Origin of the sequence: Isorropodon fossajaponicum endosymbiont JTNG4 (assembly GCF_016592615.1) — a bacterium.
Classification (GTDB): domain Bacteria; phylum Pseudomonadota; class Gammaproteobacteria; order PS1; family Pseudothioglobaceae; genus Ruthia.
The window spans coordinates 957,584-975,985 of sequence record NZ_AP013043.1 but is presented as its reverse complement, the minus strand read 5'-3'; the positions used below and the strand labels follow the sequence as shown (position 1 = coordinate 975,985).

Sequence of the window (18,402 nt, the reverse complement as noted above, 5' to 3'; positions counted from 1 at the left end):
GAATGAAAAAATTAGATATTCTTGGCTCTAATTTAGATGGGCATATTGATGAGGAGCAATATGATTTGGAAAACAATGCACTTATGCGTGTTGGCTTTAAATCCGAAGCTTCAATTGATGATATAGAAAGTCTTAAAAAATGGGCGATTATTTGGTTTAAGATTGGAAGCGGTATAACTATTGCTAATAAAGGGGCAGCAAAAGATATAAAGATTGTAGGTGCGACCACGGGCTCTATTATTCTTGAATTGGCTGTCTCACTTCCCATATTAAAAGTCTTTACTTCTATTATGCTAGATGTTTCAAAAGCAACAGAACGCTATTACAATTATTACTAATTTTTAATTTAATATCCCTCTGAGTGCTTTTGTTTTTCATAAAAGAATCTATAGAGTTAACAACTAGATTGTTAAATATACTATCTAAATCTATTTCTAACGCCCTTAAGTCTAATTCTTTATTATTCAGATTATATTCTAAAGAAATCATTCTATTTGCTAGGACATTTTCCCAGGTGGATTGAAGGTTTTTAAAATACTGGTCTAATATAATTTTTTTCTTCTTTTATCTTTTCGTGCCGATGTTAATGAAAATTTTAGCCAGCTTTGTAATTTGGCATCTTGCCCTCTCATTTCCTCAATTAATACATATGGGTTTAAAAAATCTGGCGTATCTTGATAAAGATTAGGAGGTTGATTTTCTTCTAACATTTCAATTAAGTTATTTATTCTACTATTTAATACACTACTTAAATTTCCTAATTCATGAGAAAATGATGCTGTAACAATGGCGCTAGTCGCCATACCTCTTAGAATTTTCTGCTCATTTTCTCCATCTTTTTCTTCTATTCTTTTTGCTAATTTGTCAGCATCTTCTTTCACTTTGTCATCGGCGTGTACATCGTCATAAAAAAGTTTCATTTTCTTTGCAATAATTGCTCTGTCAATTTCAAGAATATTTAATATTTTTTGTTTTAAAATTTGAAAGGTTTTATTTTCTTGTAATCCTTCTCTACTAGATTTATCTTCAAATGCTAAATTTCCCAATCTTGTAATATTTATCCCGCCTGCAACATTGTCAGGCGTAACCCTCCATCCGCCTCCAGGTTTTGAAGGTGTAGCTGGACTTTTGCCTTTCTACCACCCAGTCAAACGCACTGTCTTTAGCCCCCCATAAGGTCTTACTCTAAAGTCATCCCTAAAAACTTTAATACCGCCAAATTTATTGAGCCAATCTTTCCTGTCATTGGGATTAAATTTGTTGTAATGAGACTTCTCTAAATAGGGGGTTGAATAAGTCCTTTTCATAAAATTAAATGTAAATTTAAACCCCCTATTTTTTCAAAAATGTTATCCTTATCTACTTCTTTAAACCCTGGCAAAAGTTCAGAAAAAGTTGTATCTTTTATCCACTTTCCTTTCTTAAAATCATTTTCTGTATAAGGCATTTGTTTTGAAAATCTCTTTTAAAAAATTCTGGAGATATGGTCTCCATGTCGTATTTTTTTCTAAAAATTTGAATTTCTACCTTTTGATTTTCATCTGCTTTTGCAAAAAATTTATAATCATAATCATCACAAATAGAGCCTAGTATTTCACCGTATTCATTAGGTTTATCATAGCTATAAAAAAATAACTTAAAACTATTTTGTTCTTTAGGAGGTACAAGTACTTCTGGGTCATCAAACGTTTGATGAAACGAAATAATCATCCCAGTCGTCTCTAAGACTCGAAATTTTTAAGACTGTGCCATGATCAAAAGAGTATTGATTAATAATTTCTTGTACTTTTTTGTCAAAAATTTCATCTAAGAGATACTGTCTTAAGTTTAAATTTTCTTGGGTTGATAAATCAGCCGTAACAGAGCCAATTGTTTTCGAGTCTCCTTCAAAATCTCTCCAATCAACGCACCAAATAGATGCCTCTTCTCCATTTTTAACCAGTTCGATAATCGTACCTTTTGATGAGGCGATATTTTCCCTGCCAATCAACCTTGCCGTTCTTGCTGATACTTTAAAGGGTATTTTCGCCATGTTTCTATATATATGGTGAGCCTACTAGTAGGCGTTCATTTGTTGACCAAACAAATTTTACCCCCAAGTAAAATATCCAAACTATTGAATGGCTAATAATTCAACCTCAAAAACCAGTGTGGCATTTGGCGGAATAAGACTGCCTGCGCCAATCTCGCTATAAGCCAGTTTTGAAGGGATAGTGAGTTTGCGCTTACCACCAACGCACATGCCATCAATGCCTTGGTCCCAGCCAGCAATGACTTGCCCAACGCCAAGTTTAAAATCAAAAGGTTCGTTTCTATCAACGCTAGAGTCAAACTTTTTGCCATTGGTGAGCCAGCCAGTGTAATGCATTGAGACAGAATCGCCGACCTTGCAAGTCGTACCTGTGCCAGTTTCTAAATCTTGTATTTCTAAATCTGCCATGTATTTTCCTAATAAGCTAATGTAATATGATACGAGCTAAACTTTCTAATGTTTAGCACGCCTGTATCAAGCAGTAAGTATTGTCCTTTAATGCCTTGCAAAACGCCTTCAATTTTAGGGGTTTTATCAAAATTTAATGAGTTAATTTTGCTAGGGTATTCTACCACAGGGTAGTTAATCTCTAGAACTTCATTGTCTAGCACGATTGCACCTAAAGCATCGATTAAGTGGGATATTTTTTTAAGCAAAGCATCGCGCGTTGTACTTAAGTCAATGTATTCCACTTCGTTTTTGAGCATTTTTCGCCAGTTGGTTTTATCATTAACATAATCTTTAAGTGCTATTTCAATTTGCCCTGATTTGAGTCGATTGCTGACCTCAAGTATTGGTAGCGCAGCAATTGCACCTTGATCAATCCAACGGCTAGGAATGTTGCTTTTACGAGTGATACCAACCTTTACGCCAGACGAATTAGCCAAATAAACAACATGTGGGTTAAAGCAATTATCCAACCCCCATTGTGGTTCACGACATGTGCCAAGGTGATGGTGGCAAGTTTCAGGCCTCATAATGCACAAATCACACCTGGCTAAACGTTGACAGCAAGGATAGCAAAACCCTTGAGAGTAGCTTTTATTGGTGCGTTTTTTACAATTTGAGCACACAATTTCACCATTAAATTCAAGGCTGATTTGTTCGCCTACCAAATCATTCATAGTTAGCAATTTATCACCCATTGGCAGTTGATACTGTGCCACGCCACTATTTAAGTGGGCGTGTATTTTTGCAATAAGTCCATTAATTTGCATGGTTTTTAATCTTGCATTAATCGTTGTTGAACTTCTTTGTATTTATCAGCGGTTTGTTGAATAATGGATTGGGGTAGTATTGGGGCGGGCGGGGTTTTGTCCCAATCTAGTGTTTCTAGATAATCGCGCACAATTTGCTTGTCAAAACTTTTGGGGCTAGTGCCTACTTGATAATCAGCCTTTGACCAAAAACGTGATGAGTCAGGCGTTAGCACTTCATCCATTAAGGTTAATTGGTTGTGTTCATCCAGTCCAAATTCAAACTTGGTGTCAGCGATAATAATGCCACGCTCTAAAGCATAATCAGTAGCAAATTGATAAATTTTAAGGCTTGCTTGCTTAACTTGTTCAGCTAGATTTTGACCTAAAATTTCAACCGTTTTATCAAAATCAATATTGGCATCATATTCACCTAAATTTTCTTTTGTGGAGGGAGTGTAGAGTGCTTTAGGCAGCTTTTCGGCCAGTTGTAGGTTGGTGGGTAGTTTGATGCCACAAACCTTGCCTGTTTGTTGGTAGTCTTTCCAGCCAGAGCCGATAATGTAGCCACGAACAATGGCCTCAACAGCAAGGGGTTTGAGTTTTTTGACAATAATGCCACGACCTTTGATTAGAGCCACCTCTTTGGTATTTAGAACGCTATCAAGTGGCTCAAGGGTTAAGTGATTGGGAATAATAGGCCTGGTTTTTTCAAACCAAAAATTTGCCACTTCAGTTAAGATGACACCTTTGTTGGCAACAGGGTCATCAAAAACAACATCAAAGGCACTGAGTCGGTCGGTGGTAACAATCAACATGCGTTTATCGTCAATGTCATAAATGTCTCTAACTTTGCCTTTTTGAATCAGTGACAGGCTTAGGTTTGTGCTAAATAGTGTTCCCATGAGTTTACGTGTGTATAAATTGCTTAATTTAAGCGTTATTTTAATCAATTGTGCGGCTAGGCTTGCAAATTATGACAACTTAAGCCATGGTAAAATGATTGTTAAGTTATGATGCTAAGAAAAATTCTCATTATTTGCGTACTTGTGCAGCATTCGGCAATTGCCTCAACGTTGTCAGAAGGCGCGTTGCGACTTATTAAAATTGGCCATGAAATTGGTTCACGCGATGTGGCATTAAGAGGGCAGTCTTTATTGTTAAAAGGTGCTTTTGATTTGGGCGATTTTGATGCCATGTATGAGGCTTCAAAACAAGTTCGATACGGCAGTAAATTGATGGGATACGCTCCTTTAGAGCGTGAAGCCAATGAAATTTTGATTAAATTGGTGAGAAAGAGTTATGACCCTGCTTTGTATGAGTATGCTTTAAATTTGCTTGATGGCAGTAGCGGCTTTATTAAGAATGAATTTTTAGCCTTAAATTTATTTGAAGAGTCTTTTAAAGTGCATGGCAATGCAAAATCTGCACTAATGGCAGCTATTATTCGTAATGAGTCGCTGGTGCCAGGCACTAAAAAAGTACAATATATTAATGAGTTAATTACGTTTGCAATATTAAACCATGTCGCAGGGGCGCAGGCATATCAAGAGCAATACATAAAGTTAGATTATTTATCTGATCTTAATCCGCCCAGTTGGCGTATTTGGATTGATACTCAAACTATAAACTAGATAAAATCTTATTAATCTTGATTTTAAAATCCTGCAAATTGGCACGGCTGATGCTCTTTTGTGCGGGCAGTTTATAAGTGAGCGGGTCTCTTCTCTTTCCTTTGTGGTGTAGTTCATAATGTAGGTGCGGGCCTCTGTTGAGCGACCTGTTGAGCCTACATAACCAATTATTTGACTTTTTTAACCTTTTTGCCTTTGTACAGGCTATTGGCATATCTTGATAAATGCGCATAAACAGTGGTGTGATCAAAGCCATGTTGAATGATGATAGTCTTGCCAAGTGCGCCTTTTCTGCCTTTAGTAGTGATTATGCCATTAGCAGTAGAATAAACAGGCGTACCATAGTTGGCTGCATAATCAACGGCTCGATGGGGGTGCCAAGTTTTTAAGATTGGGCGGTAGCGCCTGAGTTGAAATTTGGAGCTAATGCGCTTGTATTTCAAGGGCGCTTTTAAAAAAGACGAACTCAGAGAGTGGCCAAAGCGATCAAAGTAATCAAGATGCCCATGTTTATTTTTATAAGCAAACGCCTCAATGGATTTGTTTTTGATAATACTTTGGTAAATGATGGCCACTGGTTTTGTGCTACCATCATTAACAATGATAAATCGGTCGCCTTTTTTTAAGGTCAGTATTAAAATTTAGTTGCCATGAAAGCGCTTTAACAATGAGGTTAATAGTGCTAAAACCAACCCCTGATTTTTGCGTATCAGCACCAAAGGAGTGGCTAATATTAACCACTGTTGTGGACAAATCACTAGATGTCTGTTTAGATTGCCTGTTGAGAATAGTAGAGAAGTAATTACCGTTAAGCACAATGTTTAGGTTGGTTTTACGGTTTAACTGATAGGTTAAGGATTTGAACTGTAGATTATTACGCAACCTAATGGTTAGCTTATGACCAATAGTAAGTTGGTTGAGTTTTTTATTGTTTTTATTGGCAAAAGCAGATTAGCAAGCAATCGATTAGACAGCCCAAGCTTGGAAAAATATTGGCTTATTAGTGAGTCACCGCGTTTAACAGTAAAGTGATATGTGTTGTTGTCAGCATAAGCAGGCATAGATGCCATACTAAAAGACATCAATATTAGCAATATGCTTGTATAAAGCTTACCCATACTGCTTGATGATTTCACGGGTCATTTCACGAGCAACAAGGTCGTTATTAACAACACCATCTAAAGAGTTAGGCGTTGTGTGTTTCATGGTGCTTAGTGTTTGGTCAATGATTTTTGGTATGTCTAAGAAACCAATTTGATGGTTAAGAAAATGTTCAACTGCAATTTCATTGGCTGCATTCATGGTAATCATGGCATTGCCGCCTTTGTTTAGCGCTTCAAAAGCCAGCTTAAGGCAAGTAAATTTTTCAAAATCTGGTTGGTAAAATTCTAAGGCAGGAGTGCTAGTCAAGTCAAGTTCAGCAACGCCAGAGTTAATACGTTGTGGATAGCTCATGGCATATGAGATGACTGTGCGCATATCTGGATTGCCTAATTGAGACAGCGTTGAGCCGTCTTTATAATAGACTGATGAGTGTACAATGCTTTGCGGGTGTACCACCACGTCAATTTGTTCTGGCGCAAGTGAAAATAAGTAATGCGCCTCAATCACTTCCAATCCTTTGTTCATCATGGTGGCAGAATCAACCGAAATTTTACGCCCCATTGACCAGTTTGGATGTGCACAGGCCTGATCTGGGGTAATGGATTTAAGTTTGCTAATCGATGTGTGCAAAAACGGGCCACCACTGGCAGTTAACTGGATTTTGTTTAAGCCTGATCTGCCACTTTGTAGGCACTGGAAAATTGCGCTGTGCTCTGAATCAACAGGAATCAGTTCGGCATTAAATTCTGCCACTGCCTGCATAAAAATATCACCTGCCAATACCAGTGATTCTTTATTTGCAAGCATAATGCGCTTGCCTGCTTTGGTGGCACAAAGGGCTGAGGACATGCCAGCAGCGCCTACAATAGCAGCCATAACAAAGTCGGTGTCTTGATGGGCAGCAACCTTATCTAGCGCTTGAGTGCCACTAAGTACTTGGGTGTCAGTGGTGATGGCATTTGATAATTTTTCAGCAGACTGCTCGTCTACCATGACTGCATAATTGGGCTGGTATTTGTTACACAACTCAAGCATTTGTTGCCAGTTGGTATTGGCACTTAGAGCAAAAATGTTAAATTGATCAGGGTGTAAATCTACTACCGACAAAGTGCTTTTACCGATAGAGCCAGTCGCACCGAGCAGGGTTATATTTTTCATATTAAGCCAAGCCCTAGTAGAAAGAATGGTGCTGCTGCTGTGAGAGAATCAATTCGGTCTAGAATGCCACCATGTCCAGGCAGAATTTGTCCACTGTCTTTAATGTTTGAGGTGCGTTTAAATAAGCTTTCAAGCAAATCGCCCAATACTGATACGCTAGCGACAACAATGGCTAATAGTAAATAACTCAAATATTGATTGGTCGCTATATTTTGATATTGTAAAAACACAACCATCACTATTAAGGCAGCGCCAATGCCACCAATCACACCCTCGATTGATTTTCCTGGGCTTACTTTTGGTGCTAATTTTCTTTTGCCAATTGCCTTGCCAGTAAAATAAGCACCAGAATCAGCACCCCAAATAATCAGCATGAGTAGTAAGAAATAATCAGCGCCGTATTGTTGTTGTAAAGTAATTAATGCAACCCACATAGGCACTAATAACAATACGCCACTTATGATACGAACAATAAGTGGATTAAACCACAGATTGGTTTTATTGGGATAACTTAGTACCCAATATACATTAACCATCCACCATAAAATGGACAAGTAAAGCACAAACGCAATAATTTGGGCATTGTTCTGAATGATGAGTGCGCAGGCAACAATACCAACCATCAATAACAGTCTAGCAACTAAGTGCTTAAATTTAATTAAACGTGAGAATTCCCATGCACCAAGTGCAACAAAAACCAAAAGTAATTGTGCGAAGTAATGACTGGGCATGGCGAATATTGCCCAAATAAATAATGGTGCCAAAATGAGCGCGGTGATGATTCTTTGTCTTAGCATGGTTTTTCTTTAAGTCTTGTGCCAAAACGCCGATTACAATTATTAAAGTTGGTGATGGCTTTGTTTAATTCAGACTCGCTAAAATCTGGCCACAGTGTTTCTGTGAAATAAAACTCACTATAAGCAATATCCCACAGTAAAAAATTACTAATCCTAAGTTCACCACTAGTACGAATTAACAAATCAACAGTTGGCTCATTGGCTAATGACAGATATTGTGAGAAGCTATCCACATTAATATTATTGGCTTTTATGTTGCCAGCAATAGCTGCTTGTGCGATCTTGGCTGCTGCTTGAGCAATGTCCCATTGACCACCATAATTGGCTGCAATCACTAGCGTTAGACCAGTATTGCTAGCGAGTAGTGCCTGTGCATCAAGTGCTGTTTGTTGGATTTTGGCAGGAAATAAAGACATATCCCCAATTATTTTTAGTTTGATATTGTGCTCATTGAGTTTTTTAACCCCTTGTTTAAGCACACCAAGAAATAGTTTAAATAACAAAAAGACTTCTTCAGTCGAACGGTTTTTATTCTCGCTACTAAAAGCAAACAAGGTCAGTGTTTTAATACCGCGTATTGCACAAGCTTTAACAACACCACACACCGCTTTAATCCCTTGTTGGTGTCCCAGAATGCGGGGTAAAGAGCGTTTTGATGCCCAACGACCATTGCCGTCCATGATAATTGCGATGTGTTTAAGCGTACCCATAACAAAGTCGGATTATACCCATAGCATTGCAAGCAATCAGTAAACACAGTTAATATAGAGTTGGTGTGTGCGGTAAAATTCATGCTTATGAGTTTAGCAAAAAGAATCATTCCTTGTCTTGATGTGCGTGATGGTCGTGTGGTTAAAGGCACTAAGTTTGTTGATATCAAGGATGCAGGCGACCCAGTTGAGGCGGCTAAGCGTTATGATCTTGAGGGCGCTGATGAGATTACTTTTTTAGACATTACTGCATCAATTGAGGGTAGGGACACTATGGTACATATGGTGGAGGCAATTGCTGAACAAGTATTTATTCCACTGACTGTGGGTGGCGGCATTCGTAAGTCGGCTGATGTGCGCGCGATGTTAAATGCAGGCGCGGATAAAGTTGCTGTTAATTCTGCTGCCATTTTTAATCCTAATCTAATTAACCAGTTAAGTGAAGAATTTGGCTCGCAATGTATTGTGATTGCAATTGATGCTAAAAGAGTGACCGAGAGCCCATTGAAATGGGAAATTTTTACTCACGGCGGACGCAAACCAACGGGTATTGACGCTATTGAGTGGGCAGTTAACATGACTCAAGGTGATAATGGTGCTGGTGAGGTGCTGCTTACCTCAATGGATTGTGATGGCGTTAAGACAGGCTTTGATTTGTTACTCACTAAGGCAGTTTCTGATGCGGTGGATGTGCCTGTGATTGCCTCTGGTGGTGTGGGTAATTTAGAGCATTTGTCTGAAGGTGTGTTACAAGGTGGTGCTGATGCAGTGCTGGCAGCTAGTATTTTTCATTTTGGTGACTATACGATACAACAAGCCAAACAAGCCATGCAAGAAAACGGCATAGAAGTCAGACTATAATACTTGGTTTTTTAATTTCTTGGTGTTTTTAAGTGTATTATTAGGCGCTTTATAAGCATAAGATTTTTATGGACTCTAAGAAAGAATTGTGGATATTGTTGGCATCCTTTGTATTGCCAATTGCTTTTGGAACGGCTTTCTTTTACTTAAGTCCTGCTTCTTTTACTCAGCATACGGTTAATTATGGTGAGTTTGTTAACCCTATCATTACCACTACAAAACAAGACATTACTTTTATTGACACCCAAAGTAGCTTGCAAGGTTTGTGGACATTGACCTACACAACTAAGCAATGTGGTAATACTTGTATAAAGGCATTGCAAGATATGAAGACTGTTCGTATTTTGATGAATGAAGACATGCGCCGTATTCAAAATTTGCTGTTAATAACAAACAAAGCCAAAGCGCAACAAGCAGATGTATTAGTTGGACATGCTAGTAAAGCGCTTAATCGACAACTGAATCAGTTTCCAGAAAATAGTTTATTTTTGATTGACCCGCTTGGCAATGTGATGTTGCGTTACAATTCTAAAAATTTAGAGATTAAGCGTGTTATTAAAGATTTAAAACGCTTATTTAAATATTCACGCATTGGCTAAACAGGAGATGACAATGCCTTCAATCAGTGACTTACTAGCTTTGTGTAAACTTAAAGTAGTGGCACTGATATTGCTAACAGCAGTGGTGGGCATGTTTTTAGCTGTACCTGCGCCGTATTTACCTAACGGGTTGTTGGTGCTGAGTGCTTCAATTGGCATTAGTATGGCAGCCGCTTCAGCTTCAGTGTTTAATCATGTGGTTGATGAACAGATTGACGCTCAAATGTCTCGTACTAACAAGCGCCCTTTGCCACAAGGGAAAGTAAGCCGAAACCAAGCATTAGTATGGGGTGTATTTTTGGGGCTTGTTGGTCTTGGCGTTTTACAATTGTTTGTTAATACTATTACTATGGTGCTTACGTTCGTTTCACTGATTGGCTACGCCATCATTTATACCTTGTATCTTAAACGCGCAACACCACAAAATATTGTTATCGGCGGTGCAGCAGGTGCAGCACCTCCAGTGCTAGGTTGGACAGCAGTGTCTGGCATTCAAGGTATTGAGTATGCTTGTTTGTTGTTTTTAATTGTTTTTATCTGGACGCCACCACACTTTTGGGCATTGGCCATTCATCGGGTTGAGGAGTATAAAAAAGTCGACGTGCCAATGTTGCCAGTCACACACGGACTGGCCTATACCAGAACACAGATTTTGTTATACACAGTGTTGTTGTTGTTGGTTAGTTTGTTGCCTTATTTGGCTGGCATGTCAGGGCTTATTTATTTAGCAGTAACAACAGCGCTGGGTATTAGATTTTTGATGTATGCGATTAAGATTTATAACAATCCAGATGATAAAAGGATTGCTTGGCGTACCTTTACGTATTCAATTAATTATTTAATGTTGTTATTTGTTGCACTATTATTTGATCACTATTGGCTAATATTGCCTTGGGAGGTTTTTAAATGAAAGGGTTGGGGCAAGTATTTAAAGCGGTAACATCTGCCATGATTGGTGTGGGTAAAAAAGAAGACTTGGCTAAGGACTTTGCGCGTACTGAAAAACAAGGTCCATGGGCCTACATTATAGTTGGACTGATTATGACCTTTGCTTTTATTGGTTTAATAATAGTGGCTGTTAAGTTGGTATTGCCTTAGTCAAGCGTTTCAATAATGATACCAAGTGCAACTGCCATTTTTTTAGCGTGGTGTGAATTGGTTAATAATCCAGTTAATTTAAGGTCGGGGTTCAATAATAAATAACTAGCAGTGTGATTAATTAAGTAATGATTGTTCATGTTCATAGACTTGTGACTACTATGCTCCCTTAGTAGACCTTTGTTTTGTTTGTGCCACTTCGTGATAAACACCTAGTGCTTTTGTTATTTTGTTCAAGGTCTCTTCCTCATCTTGAGACTGACCCTAACCCAGGCCCTCAGTTTAATGCTTCGCACTCTAACAATAGTATTTATTACACACCTGCTTTACCTACTAAAGGATATGATAAAAGCCTATCTTCAATTGTTAATGTTTGCTGCTCATGAGTGTGGACATGCCATTACTAGCAGGAACTCTAAATTTAATATATTCGCGAGGCATCTGTAATACCCCAAAAAACCACCATTCTAAAGTAGAAAATTCTATAATAAAAAATAAGGAGTTTTCACATGAAAAAATCAAGATATACAGAGTCATAAATAGTCAACATACTCAAACAAAACCAATCAGGCATATCTGTGGCTGATCTATGCCGTGAATACGCAATGTCTCAAGCCACATTTTACAAATGGAGATCTAAATACGGTGATACAGATTTTGTCTCTATGGTTAAACGCTTAAAAGAGCTAGAATCAGAAAATGCTCAATTCAAGCGTATGTATGCTGAGAGTGAGTTGAAACTGCAAATTACAAAGGATGCCTTAGCAAAAAAGTTCTAAAGCCATCCCAGTGGCGTGAGGATGGCTTTAAACATCAATGAACAAAATAAGAACACAAGTATCAAACTTATTTACGAAGTTTGTAGCATTAGTAAAAGCACTTATTATTATCAACCAAAACTCAGTGATGACAATGCTTTAATTGCCGATTGTCTACTGCGCTTAACCGCAACGCACAAGCGTTGGGGTTTTAAACTGTGCTATTTATATCTACGTAATGTTAAAGACTACAAATTTAACCATAAACGAGTGTATCGCATTTACCAAGAACTGGAGCTCAATCTAAGAATCAAGCCAAGAAGAAGAATCAAAAGAGATAAACCCGAAGCACTGAGTGTGCCAACAACTATTAACCAAACTTGGTCAATGGATTTTATGTCAGACTCACTCACTGATGGCAGGCACATTAGAACTTTTAATGTTGTCGATGATTACAATCGGGAAGGCTTGAATATTGATGTGGACTTGTCCATGCCAGCAAGACGAGTTATTCAATCATTAGAACGTTTGATTCAGTGGCGGATCTTCACAATGAAGGCATGATTTAGGGAAATGTAGGGTTTCGGTGAGTGTGCAATGCTCTAACCTACTTGGACACATTTCAAGCCGCTTTTTTCAATTCAGCCATCTTTTGAGCAGGTGTTAAATACCCAATCGCTGAATGAATCCTTTTGTAATTATACAAGTAGATATAACCCTCTACATTTTGCACGACTTCACTATGATTTGCAAAACTTTGATAATTTAATCTCTCAGTCTTCAGACTTCTAAAGAAACGCTCCATGACCGCATTATCCCAACAATTACCTCGCCTGCTCATGCTTTGAGTAATGTTGTTCTTGTTGCAATAATCAATAAAAACTTTAGAAGAGTATTGAGTCCCTTGATCAGAGTGGAACATGTGTTTATTTGTATTGGGCTGGTGTCTAGACACAGCATTACTAAGCGCATCCTTTGCCAACTGAGCATTAGGCTGTTTTGACAATGCCCAACCAACAACTTGTCTTGAGCCTAAATCCAACACACTGGCTAAATAACTCCCACCTTGATAGGTTTTGATATAGGTAATATCACCAACCCAATGCGTATTAATTGATTGCTGCTCAAACACACGATTTAATAGGTTTTTTGCCTTTTTAAACATCAATCTAGTATTAGGGTAATAATGACGCTTTCTTGGGCGTATGGCAACTACATTGGCTTTTTTCATTAGCGTTGCAGTTTGGTAAATACCAATGTTATAACCTTGGTTATTCAAAACTACTCGCATTCTGCGTTTGCCATAGGTGTATCCAACTGCTAGCGCCAAAATTGAGTATACCGTTCAGCATCACCATAAGTACCCTCTTTTTCTGTCCACATTGCTGTAGGTAGAATTAAATCAGCTGCGCTGCTTGTGCTGACACCGTAGGATAGGGGTCTGACACCACAATAAAATTAGCCGGATTGCGCCAACCAGGTAGCATTTCGTCATTGATATTTGGACCTGCTTGCATATTATTATTACACATCATCCAATACGCATTTAACTTACCATCTTTAAGCATTCTTTTTTGCAAAACAGCATGGTAACCTTTTTTACCAGGAATGGTTTCTGTAGGTAATTTCCATATCTTTTCAGCAAACTGACGATGTGATTTTTTCATAACGACATAATTTGCAGGCAAACGATGCACAAAAGTACCTACTTCTCTTGCTGTTCCACAAGCAGAAGGCTGCCCTGTAAATGAAAATGGATCATTACCTGGCTCAGAATTTCCCCAGTAAGCAAATGCACGTTATACATAAGTCCATTGACCCATACGCCACGAGTATGCTGGTTAAAACCCATTGTCCATAATGAAACGATTTTCTTATCTGGATCGGCATATAATTTTGCCAAGCGTTCTAATTTTTCGCTGGCACACCAGAAATTTCTACTGCTTTTTCTAAGGTATAAGGTTTAACAGATTCAGCATATTGCTCAAAAGTAATTGAACTTAACTTGCCCTTGTTGGCATTTTTTGCTGCTTTTTGCAAGGGATGTTCTGGACGCAAGCCATAACCAATATCAGTAGGTGTTTTTTTGAAATTAACATGCTTTTCAATAAATTCTTTGTTGTAAGCTTTATTCTCAATAATATAATTAAGAATGGCTAAATCTGATTGTGGGTGCATAATCACGCCATTATCAGCCAACTCAAAAGAGCGGTGCTCAAAAGTGGATAAAACATGCACTTCTGTGTTTGGTTTGGTTAGGCACGTGTCTGAAATGCGTGACCACAAAATGGGGTGCATTTCAGCCATATTTGAACCCCACAACACAAACGCATCACCATGTTCAAAATTATCATAACAACCCATTGGCTCATCTGAGCCAAAAGCGCGAATAAATGCACCCACAGCTGACGCCATACAATGGCGTGCATTAGGGTCAATATTGTTTGAACGAAAACCAGCTTTAAACAGTTTGTAAGCAGCATATCCTTCCCATACCGTCCATTGGTCAGGGCCGAACATACCAACACCTGAGGTCATTTTATCAACAGGCTTACCTTCGTTTTCTTTGTTGGATTGCTTGATGGCAGCTTTAAATTTATCTGCCATAATGTCAAAAGTCTCATCCCATAATACGACTTCAAATTGGCCGTTTTTATCATACTTGCCATTTGTTTTTCTGAGTAATGGCCGGGTTAAACGATCCTTGCCATACATAATTTTTGAAAGAAAATAGCCCTTGATGCAATTAAGACCTTTATTGACTGACGCGTCAGGGTCGCCTTGTGAGGCAATAATTTTGTCATCCTTAACCTCTACAAAAACTGAACAACCCGTACCACAAAAGCGACAAGGGATTTTGTCCCATTTCACCTCATCTTTACTTGTATTAGCAAGTGCAATGCCTGGTATTATCACCCCAGCAGTTGTTGTAGTAGCTGCTATTGCGCTATTTTTTATAAACGCTCTTCTTGTAATGCTCATTTATTTACTCTCCTCAAAAAAAATACCAATACCAATACCAATACCAATATCAACTAAACTCATCTATTTAAAGATAACAGCAACTTTAAATCATTAGCAATCAACTTTCATTAACATAGATTGTTTTTATGTTTTATTTAATGGTGTTTTTAAAGCGACTGGTAAAACCAAAAACATTAGGTTTGCAAATATCAATACAACGGCCACAATTAGTACAATGACTATCCAATATGATATTGCTTGTATTGCCTTTAAGTGTAGGCTTAATCGCTTGTGACTCTGGACAAACTGCAAAACATTCCAAACAATCTGTACAATTTTCTCTTGCCAGTGCATTAACCCGTAACAATGACTTCTTACCAAGCAAACTATAAAATGCACCAACTGGGCACAAGTGAGAACACCAGCCATTTTTAAGCACAAACAAATCAAATAAAAAAATCAGTGCGATTAACCCCCAGTCAAAACTCATGCTTCGATGCAAAATAGAAACAGGATTGACCAATTCCCAAACAAGTGTGCCTGTCAGCCATGCTAATAACAAACTCATTCCTAACAGCCAGTAACGCATTTTGTTAGAAACGCCACCACTTTTGTTTTGTATGTTTAATTGGCAACGTAGCTAACTGGCAGCATCAGTCACAATATTAACTGGACATACCCAAGAACAAAACATTCTCCCACCAATAATAGCGTACAACAATAACACAATCAACGCACCTATTAGTGCATCCAATATCAGTGAATAACCTACAAATAAAGACTGTAACAACACATAAGGGTCGGTTAATGGCACAATATTCAGCGTTAAACTTGAGCTTAAATTACCTTTAACAATCCAAACATCAAACCAAGGTCCTAGTAAAAATAACAACTTGGCTAAAACGGCGCAATATCAGATATTTGTTAGCTCCAAACCAACCTTTAGAAGCTTGTGCATCTAAGCCTATTTTTTTACAAATATTGGGCTTTTCATGCTTTTTTAAAAATGCGCTTAATCATCAATATCAAACAAGCCTTTGCCATTGTAATCATAGTCCTTGCCCTTAGGCAGGTTGTATTGATGTTTAATGTCTTACTTAACTAGGGAGTTTCCTGATTTCTTCCTCTTCCCAGCCCAATTTATAATGTTCTTGGCGTTTTCCCATTGCAAGTTTAATGGGTAATACTTTAATAACAGCTTCTTCCATAATACAAGCTTGTTTACACTTGCCACAGCCTGTACAGCTGTTATAATGTACCATTGGAATAAACAATGCGTGTTTGCCATTACCATTGTGCTTCATCTCAATGGTAATGGCTTTGCCTTGGGCTGGACAAACATTAAAACACACCTCACAACGTAAGCCTTGATAAGCAATATAACCTTGAGTATCCACAATTCTAGCCAAATCCCATTTGAGCATCATTAATATTGGTTAATTGCCTACTTAATGCACCTGTTGGACAAAGTAACCAACACAGGGAATGTCCTCACACATTTCACAAGCGGCTTTTCTAGCAGTAAAAAAGGCGTACCCAAGGCAACATTGTCTTTTAATGTTGCCAAATTTAGCGTGGGATAAGGACAGTCATTCACGCATAAACCACAGCGAATGCAAGCTGTATTAAATTCATCCTCAGCCAAAGCACTAGGCGGACGTATAGCCGTTGCTGGCAGAGAATAAGAATAACTAACCAAGCCCTGTCGCAATGAGTGCAGTACTGGTTGCTGCGCGAGCTGAATTGTGCAATAGTCTAATTTTATTGGACACAAAGATAGCCTTATAATACAAACCATAAGGAGGTCAATAATGACACAATATAAATCAAGAAAACAATACCTAGCAGAGCTTGGTGGACAAACACCAGAGTCAGGCAAAGCGCTGACTTCTGAACAACAAACAATACAACTGCTTGAGAAACAACTTTGGCGCGCACAAAGGGACAATGAAATCTTAAAAAAGGCAACAGCCTTGTTCGCTGTGGACAATCACCAAGTGATATGATTATCAAGATAAACAAGGCTTGCCAACAATACAATACTAAAGAATTATGAGCATTACTCAAACTTCCTCGCAGTAGTTATTACTATCAAGTCAAAGATAAGCGAGTAAACAACAACACCAATGCTATGATTAAATTAATCAAACAAACTGCTATTGAAGTTGGATACACCTATGGCAAACGCAGAATGCGGGTAGTTTTGAATAACCAAGGTTATAACATTGGTATTTACCAAACCGCAACGCTAATGAAAAAAGCCAATGTAGTTGCCATACGCCCAAGAAAGCGTCATTATTACCCTAATACTAGATTGATGTTTAAAAAGGCAAAAAACCTATTAAATCGTGTGTTTGAGCAGCAATCAATTAATACGCATTGGGTTGGTGATATTACCTATATCAAAACCTATCAAGGTGGGAGTTATTTAGCCAGTGTGTTGGATTTAGGCTCAAGACAAGTTGTTGGTTGGGCATTGTCAAAACAGCCTAATGCTCAGTTGGCAAAGGATGCGCTTAGTAATGCTGTGTCTAGACACCAGCCCAATACAAATAAACACATGTTCCACTCTGATCAAGGGACTCAATACTCTTCTAAAGTTTTTATTGATTATTGCAACAAGAACAACATTACTCAAAGCATGAGCAGGCGAGGTAATTGTTGGGATAATGCGGTCATGGAGCGTTTCTTTAGAAGTCTGAAGACTGAGAGATTAAATTATCAAAGTTTTGCAAATCATAGTGAAGTCGTGCAAAATGTAGAGGGTTATATCTACTTGTATAATTACAAAAGGATTCATTCAGCGATTGGGTATTTAACACCTGCTCAAAAGATGGCTGAATTGAAAAAAGCGGCTTGAAATGTGTCCAAGTAGGTTAGAGCATTGCAGTTTGAATACATTAGCCAAGCATTAAGAGACTGGGTACAAGCCTTAGGTATTGAGTTAATGTACATCCAACCAGGTAAGCCAACTCAAAATGCCTACATTGAGAGATTTAACCGTACAGTAAGACAAGAGTGTTTAGATCTGCATTTGTTTGATTCTGTTGAGCAAGCACAAGATGCAACCACACAGTGGTTATGGGTTTATAATAACGAACGACCGCACCTTTGCCCTAGGTGGCATACCACCTAGGGCAAAGGTGGCGTGATAAGATGACTGTAAACAAGTCAAGCCTCTACTTTAGAGTTGTATGGAAAATTGGGGTATTACAGGTACACTTCATCGATGTATCTATCAACCCCTTGGACTAATAGCGTCCAGTCTTGTTTTGGTAAATTGGCGAATGTGTTTTCAAAAAATGGGCCATTGCTTAGCGGCCACTCTTGATTGGCGATTGAGCCAGTAATTAATCTTGATTCAAATTTTTTTTCAAGTGAAAGCCCAGCTAATTCATCAGGGGTGATGGGCGAGATAAAATTAGGCAGTGCCTGTTTGATTAGCACTGGCTTTTTTGCCAGTAATTGGTTAGAAATTCTTGCTCAGAGAT

23 protein-coding genes and 5 pseudogenes are annotated in these 18,402 nt (G+C 38.3%); 10 read left to right on the top strand and 18 right to left on the bottom strand.

Annotation, left to right across the window (positions count from 1 at the left end):
* Nucleotides 1-2: 2 nt before the first annotated feature.
* Nucleotides 3-338 carry a hypothetical protein gene (locus tag CVFO_RS05775; protein WP_201339134.1) on the top strand — a complete coding sequence of 112 codons (336 nt, stop codon included), beginning with the start codon at nt 3-5 and terminating at the stop codon, nt 336-338.
* Between the two features lie 204 nt (nt 339-542).
* Here CVFO_RS05775 and CVFO_RS05770 read toward each other — a convergent pair whose 3' ends face one another.
* The 6 genes from CVFO_RS05770 to CVFO_RS05745 form a co-directional block, all read right to left on the bottom strand.
* The gene (locus CVFO_RS05770; protein ID WP_201339133.1) at nt 543-1,046 is read right to left on the bottom strand and encodes a hypothetical protein; all 504 of its coding nucleotides are present in this window, start codon (nt 1,044-1,046) and stop codon (nt 543-545) included.
* Between the two features lie 358 nt (nt 1,047-1,404).
* The gene (locus CVFO_RS05765; RefSeq protein WP_201339131.1) at nt 1,405-1,710 is read right to left on the bottom strand and encodes a hypothetical protein; all 306 of its coding nucleotides are present in this window, start codon (nt 1,708-1,710) and stop codon (nt 1,405-1,407) included.
* Nucleotides 1,682-2,032: a hypothetical protein gene (locus CVFO_RS05760; RefSeq protein WP_201339129.1), complete on the bottom strand. Its 351-nt coding sequence runs from the start codon at nt 2,030-2,032 to the stop codon at nt 1,682-1,684. Before CVFO_RS05760 ends, CVFO_RS05765 begins: the two co-directional genes overlap by 29 nt.
* Nucleotides 2,033-2,113: 81 nt before the next feature.
* Nucleotides 2,114-2,440 (bottom strand): FKBP-type peptidyl-prolyl cis-trans isomerase, encoded by a 327-nt coding sequence (locus tag CVFO_RS05755; protein ID WP_201339127.1) that lies wholly within the window; start codon nt 2,438-2,440, stop codon nt 2,114-2,116.
* A gap of 8 nt (nt 2,441-2,448) precedes the next feature.
* Nucleotides 2,449-3,249: a DUF2797 domain-containing protein gene (locus tag CVFO_RS05750; protein ID WP_201339125.1), complete on the bottom strand. Its 801-nt coding sequence runs from the start codon at nt 3,247-3,249 to the stop codon at nt 2,449-2,451.
* A 5-nt stretch (nt 3,250-3,254) separates the two neighbouring features.
* Nucleotides 3,255-4,133, bottom strand: coding sequence for a phosphoribosylaminoimidazolesuccinocarboxamide synthase (locus tag CVFO_RS05745; protein WP_201340419.1), 879 nt, complete (start codon nt 4,131-4,133; stop codon nt 3,255-3,257).
* A 108-nt stretch (nt 4,134-4,241) separates the two neighbouring features.
* Between CVFO_RS05745 and CVFO_RS05740 the strand changes: the two genes are divergently transcribed.
* Nucleotides 4,242-4,862, top strand: coding sequence for a hypothetical protein (locus CVFO_RS05740; RefSeq protein ID WP_225879228.1), 621 nt, complete (start codon nt 4,242-4,244; stop codon nt 4,860-4,862).
* 167 nt (nt 4,863-5,029) lie between these two features.
* Here CVFO_RS05740 and CVFO_RS08830 read toward each other — a convergent pair whose 3' ends face one another.
* The 5 genes from CVFO_RS08830 to uppS form a co-directional block, all read right to left on the bottom strand.
* Nucleotides 5,030-5,437, bottom strand: a complete 408-nt coding sequence (locus CVFO_RS08830; RefSeq protein WP_225879227.1) for a M23 family metallopeptidase — start codon at nt 5,435-5,437, stop codon at nt 5,030-5,032.
* Between the two features lie 19 nt (nt 5,438-5,456).
* On the bottom strand, nt 5,457-5,744 hold the full coding sequence (locus tag CVFO_RS08825) for a hypothetical protein (protein WP_225879226.1): 288 nt from the start codon (nt 5,742-5,744) through the stop codon (nt 5,457-5,459).
* 228 nt (nt 5,745-5,972) lie between these two features.
* The gene (ispC, locus tag CVFO_RS05730; RefSeq protein ID WP_201339121.1) at nt 5,973-7,124 is read right to left on the bottom strand and encodes a 1-deoxy-D-xylulose-5-phosphate reductoisomerase; all 1,152 of its coding nucleotides are present in this window, start codon (nt 7,122-7,124) and stop codon (nt 5,973-5,975) included.
* Complete coding sequence (locus CVFO_RS05725) at nt 7,121-7,921, bottom strand: phosphatidate cytidylyltransferase (protein ID WP_201339119.1); 801 nt, start codon at nt 7,919-7,921, stop codon at nt 7,121-7,123. Before CVFO_RS05725 ends, ispC begins: the two co-directional genes overlap by 4 nt.
* On the bottom strand, nt 7,915-8,631 hold the full coding sequence (gene uppS / locus CVFO_RS05720) for a polyprenyl diphosphate synthase (RefSeq protein ID WP_201339117.1): 717 nt from the start codon (nt 8,629-8,631) through the stop codon (nt 7,915-7,917). The genes CVFO_RS05725 and uppS overlap by 7 nt, the downstream gene beginning before the upstream one ends.
* 87 nt (nt 8,632-8,718) lie before the next feature.
* Here uppS and hisF point away from each other — a divergent pair, with 87 nt between their 5' ends.
* The 4 genes from hisF (at nt 8,719) to CVFO_RS05700 (ending at nt 11,189) form a co-directional block, all read left to right on the top strand.
* Nucleotides 8,719-9,492: an imidazole glycerol phosphate synthase subunit HisF gene (gene hisF, locus CVFO_RS05715; protein WP_201339115.1), complete on the top strand. Its 774-nt coding sequence runs from the start codon at nt 8,719-8,721 to the stop codon at nt 9,490-9,492.
* Nucleotides 9,493-9,560: 68 nt separating this feature from the next.
* Nucleotides 9,561-10,091 (top strand): redox-active disulfide-containing membrane protein, encoded by a 531-nt coding sequence (locus tag CVFO_RS05710; protein ID WP_201339113.1) that lies wholly within the window; start codon nt 9,561-9,563, stop codon nt 10,089-10,091.
* A 7-nt stretch (nt 10,092-10,098) separates the two neighbouring features.
* Nucleotides 10,099-11,001 (top strand): heme o synthase, encoded by a 903-nt coding sequence (gene cyoE / locus CVFO_RS05705; protein ID WP_201340418.1) that lies wholly within the window; start codon nt 10,099-10,101, stop codon nt 10,999-11,001.
* On the top strand, nt 10,998-11,189 hold the full coding sequence (locus CVFO_RS05700) for a DUF2970 domain-containing protein (protein ID WP_201339111.1): 192 nt from the start codon (nt 10,998-11,000) through the stop codon (nt 11,187-11,189). The genes cyoE and CVFO_RS05700 overlap by 4 nt, the downstream gene beginning before the upstream one ends.
* Here the strand turns inward: CVFO_RS05700 and CVFO_RS05695 are convergent.
* A complete protein-coding gene (locus CVFO_RS05695; protein ID WP_201339109.1) occupies nt 11,186-11,329 on the bottom strand; it encodes a hypothetical protein in 144 nt (47 codons plus the stop codon). The two genes, CVFO_RS05700 and CVFO_RS05695, sit on opposite strands and share 4 nt — an antisense overlap.
* A 399-nt stretch (nt 11,330-11,728) precedes the next feature.
* Between CVFO_RS05695 and CVFO_RS05685 the strand changes: the two are divergent.
* Nucleotides 11,729-12,490: pseudogene (locus tag CVFO_RS05685) on the top strand (transposase); the annotation flags it as partial.
* Between the two features lie 79 nt (nt 12,491-12,569).
* On the opposite strand, the pseudogene CVFO_RS05680 reads toward CVFO_RS05685, so the two are convergent.
* The 5 genes and pseudogenes from CVFO_RS05680 to CVFO_RS08820 all read right to left on the bottom strand — a co-directional run.
* Nucleotides 12,570-13,256 (bottom strand): annotated as a pseudogene (locus CVFO_RS05680) (IS3 family transposase); the annotation flags it as partial.
* A gap of 17 nt (nt 13,257-13,273) precedes the next feature.
* A pseudogene (gene napA / locus CVFO_RS05675) lies at nt 13,274-14,929 on the bottom strand (nitrate reductase catalytic subunit NapA); the annotation flags it as partial.
* A 133-nt stretch (nt 14,930-15,062) separates the two neighbouring features.
* Entirely contained in the window at nt 15,063-15,479 is a 417-nt protein-coding gene (locus CVFO_RS09235; protein WP_342591004.1) for a 4Fe-4S dicluster domain-containing protein, read from the bottom strand.
* 72 nt (nt 15,480-15,551) lie between these two features.
* Complete coding sequence (locus CVFO_RS09230; protein ID WP_342591003.1) at nt 15,552-15,803, bottom strand: 4Fe-4S binding protein; 252 nt, start codon at nt 15,801-15,803, stop codon at nt 15,552-15,554.
* A 205-nt stretch (nt 15,804-16,008) separates the two neighbouring features.
* On the bottom strand, nt 16,009-16,338 hold the full coding sequence (locus tag CVFO_RS08820; protein WP_225879225.1) for a 4Fe-4S dicluster domain-containing protein: 330 nt from the start codon (nt 16,336-16,338) through the stop codon (nt 16,009-16,011).
* 384 nt (nt 16,339-16,722) lie between these two features.
* Between CVFO_RS08820 and CVFO_RS05660 the strand changes: the two genes are divergently transcribed.
* The 3 genes and pseudogenes from CVFO_RS05660 to CVFO_RS05650 all read left to right on the top strand — a co-directional run.
* Nucleotides 16,723-16,917: a hypothetical protein gene (locus CVFO_RS05660; RefSeq protein ID WP_201339103.1), complete on the top strand. Its 195-nt coding sequence runs from the start codon at nt 16,723-16,725 to the stop codon at nt 16,915-16,917.
* A 65-nt stretch (nt 16,918-16,982) separates the two neighbouring features.
* A pseudogene (locus tag CVFO_RS05655) lies at nt 16,983-17,771 on the top strand (IS3 family transposase); the annotation flags it as partial.
* A 33-nt stretch (nt 17,772-17,804) separates the two neighbouring features.
* Nucleotides 17,805-18,063 (top strand): annotated as a pseudogene (locus tag CVFO_RS05650) (integrase core domain-containing protein); the annotation flags it as partial.
* 58 nt (nt 18,064-18,121) lie between these two features.
* On the opposite strand, the gene CVFO_RS05645 reads toward CVFO_RS05650, so the two are convergent.
* Complete coding sequence (locus tag CVFO_RS05645; RefSeq protein ID WP_245394569.1) at nt 18,122-18,358, bottom strand: cupin domain-containing protein; 237 nt, start codon at nt 18,356-18,358, stop codon at nt 18,122-18,124.
* Nucleotides 18,359-18,402 lie beyond the last annotated feature (44 nt).

Bases quoted from the DNA above. Each gene is read 5' to 3' on its own strand.
- CVFO_RS05775 (WP_201339134.1), top strand. From the start codon at position 3: ATGAAAAAATTAGATATTCTTGGCTCTAATTTAGATGGGCATATTGAT.
- CVFO_RS05765 (WP_201339131.1), bottom strand. From the start codon at position 1,710: ATGATTATTTCGTTTCATCAAACGTTTGATGACCCAGAAGTACTTGTA.
- CVFO_RS05760 (WP_201339129.1), bottom strand. From the start codon at position 2,032: ATGGCGAAAATACCCTTTAAAGTATCAGCAAGAACGGCAAGGTTGATT.
- CVFO_RS05755 (WP_201339127.1), bottom strand. From the start codon at position 2,440: ATGGCAGATTTAGAAATACAAGATTTAGAAACTGGCACAGGTACGACT.
- CVFO_RS05750 (WP_201339125.1), bottom strand. From the start codon at position 3,249: ATGCAAATTAATGGACTTATTGCAAAAATACACGCCCACTTAAATAGT.
- CVFO_RS05745 (WP_201340419.1), bottom strand. From the start codon at position 4,133: ATGGGAACACTATTTAGCACAAACCTAAGCCTGTCACTGATTCAAAAA.
- CVFO_RS05740 (WP_225879228.1), top strand. From the start codon at position 4,242: ATGATGCTAAGAAAAATTCTCATTATTTGCGTACTTGTGCAGCATTCG.
- ispC (WP_201339121.1), bottom strand. From the start codon at position 7,124: ATGAAAAATATAACCCTGCTCGGTGCGACTGGCTCTATCGGTAAAAGC.
- CVFO_RS05725 (WP_201339119.1), bottom strand. From the start codon at position 7,921: ATGCTAAGACAAAGAATCATCACCGCGCTCATTTTGGCACCATTATTT.
- uppS (WP_201339117.1), bottom strand. From the start codon at position 8,631: ATGGGTACGCTTAAACACATCGCAATTATCATGGACGGCAATGGTCGT.
- hisF (WP_201339115.1), top strand. From the start codon at position 8,719: ATGAGTTTAGCAAAAAGAATCATTCCTTGTCTTGATGTGCGTGATGGT.
- CVFO_RS05710 (WP_201339113.1), top strand. From the start codon at position 9,561: ATGGACTCTAAGAAAGAATTGTGGATATTGTTGGCATCCTTTGTATTG.
- cyoE (WP_201340418.1), top strand. From the start codon at position 10,099: ATGACAATGCCTTCAATCAGTGACTTACTAGCTTTGTGTAAACTTAAA.
- CVFO_RS05700 (WP_201339111.1), top strand. From the start codon at position 10,998: ATGAAAGGGTTGGGGCAAGTATTTAAAGCGGTAACATCTGCCATGATT.
- CVFO_RS05695 (WP_201339109.1), bottom strand. From the start codon at position 11,329: ATGAACAATCATTACTTAATTAATCACACTGCTAGTTATTTATTATTG.
- CVFO_RS09235 (WP_342591004.1), bottom strand. From the start codon at position 15,479: ATGAGTTTGTTATTAGCATGGCTGACAGGCACACTTGTTTGGGAATTG.
- CVFO_RS08820 (WP_225879225.1), bottom strand. From the start codon at position 16,338: ATGATGCTCAAATGGGATTTGGCTAGAATTGTGGATACTCAAGGTTAT.
- CVFO_RS05660 (WP_201339103.1), top strand. From the start codon at position 16,723: ATGACACAATATAAATCAAGAAAACAATACCTAGCAGAGCTTGGTGGA.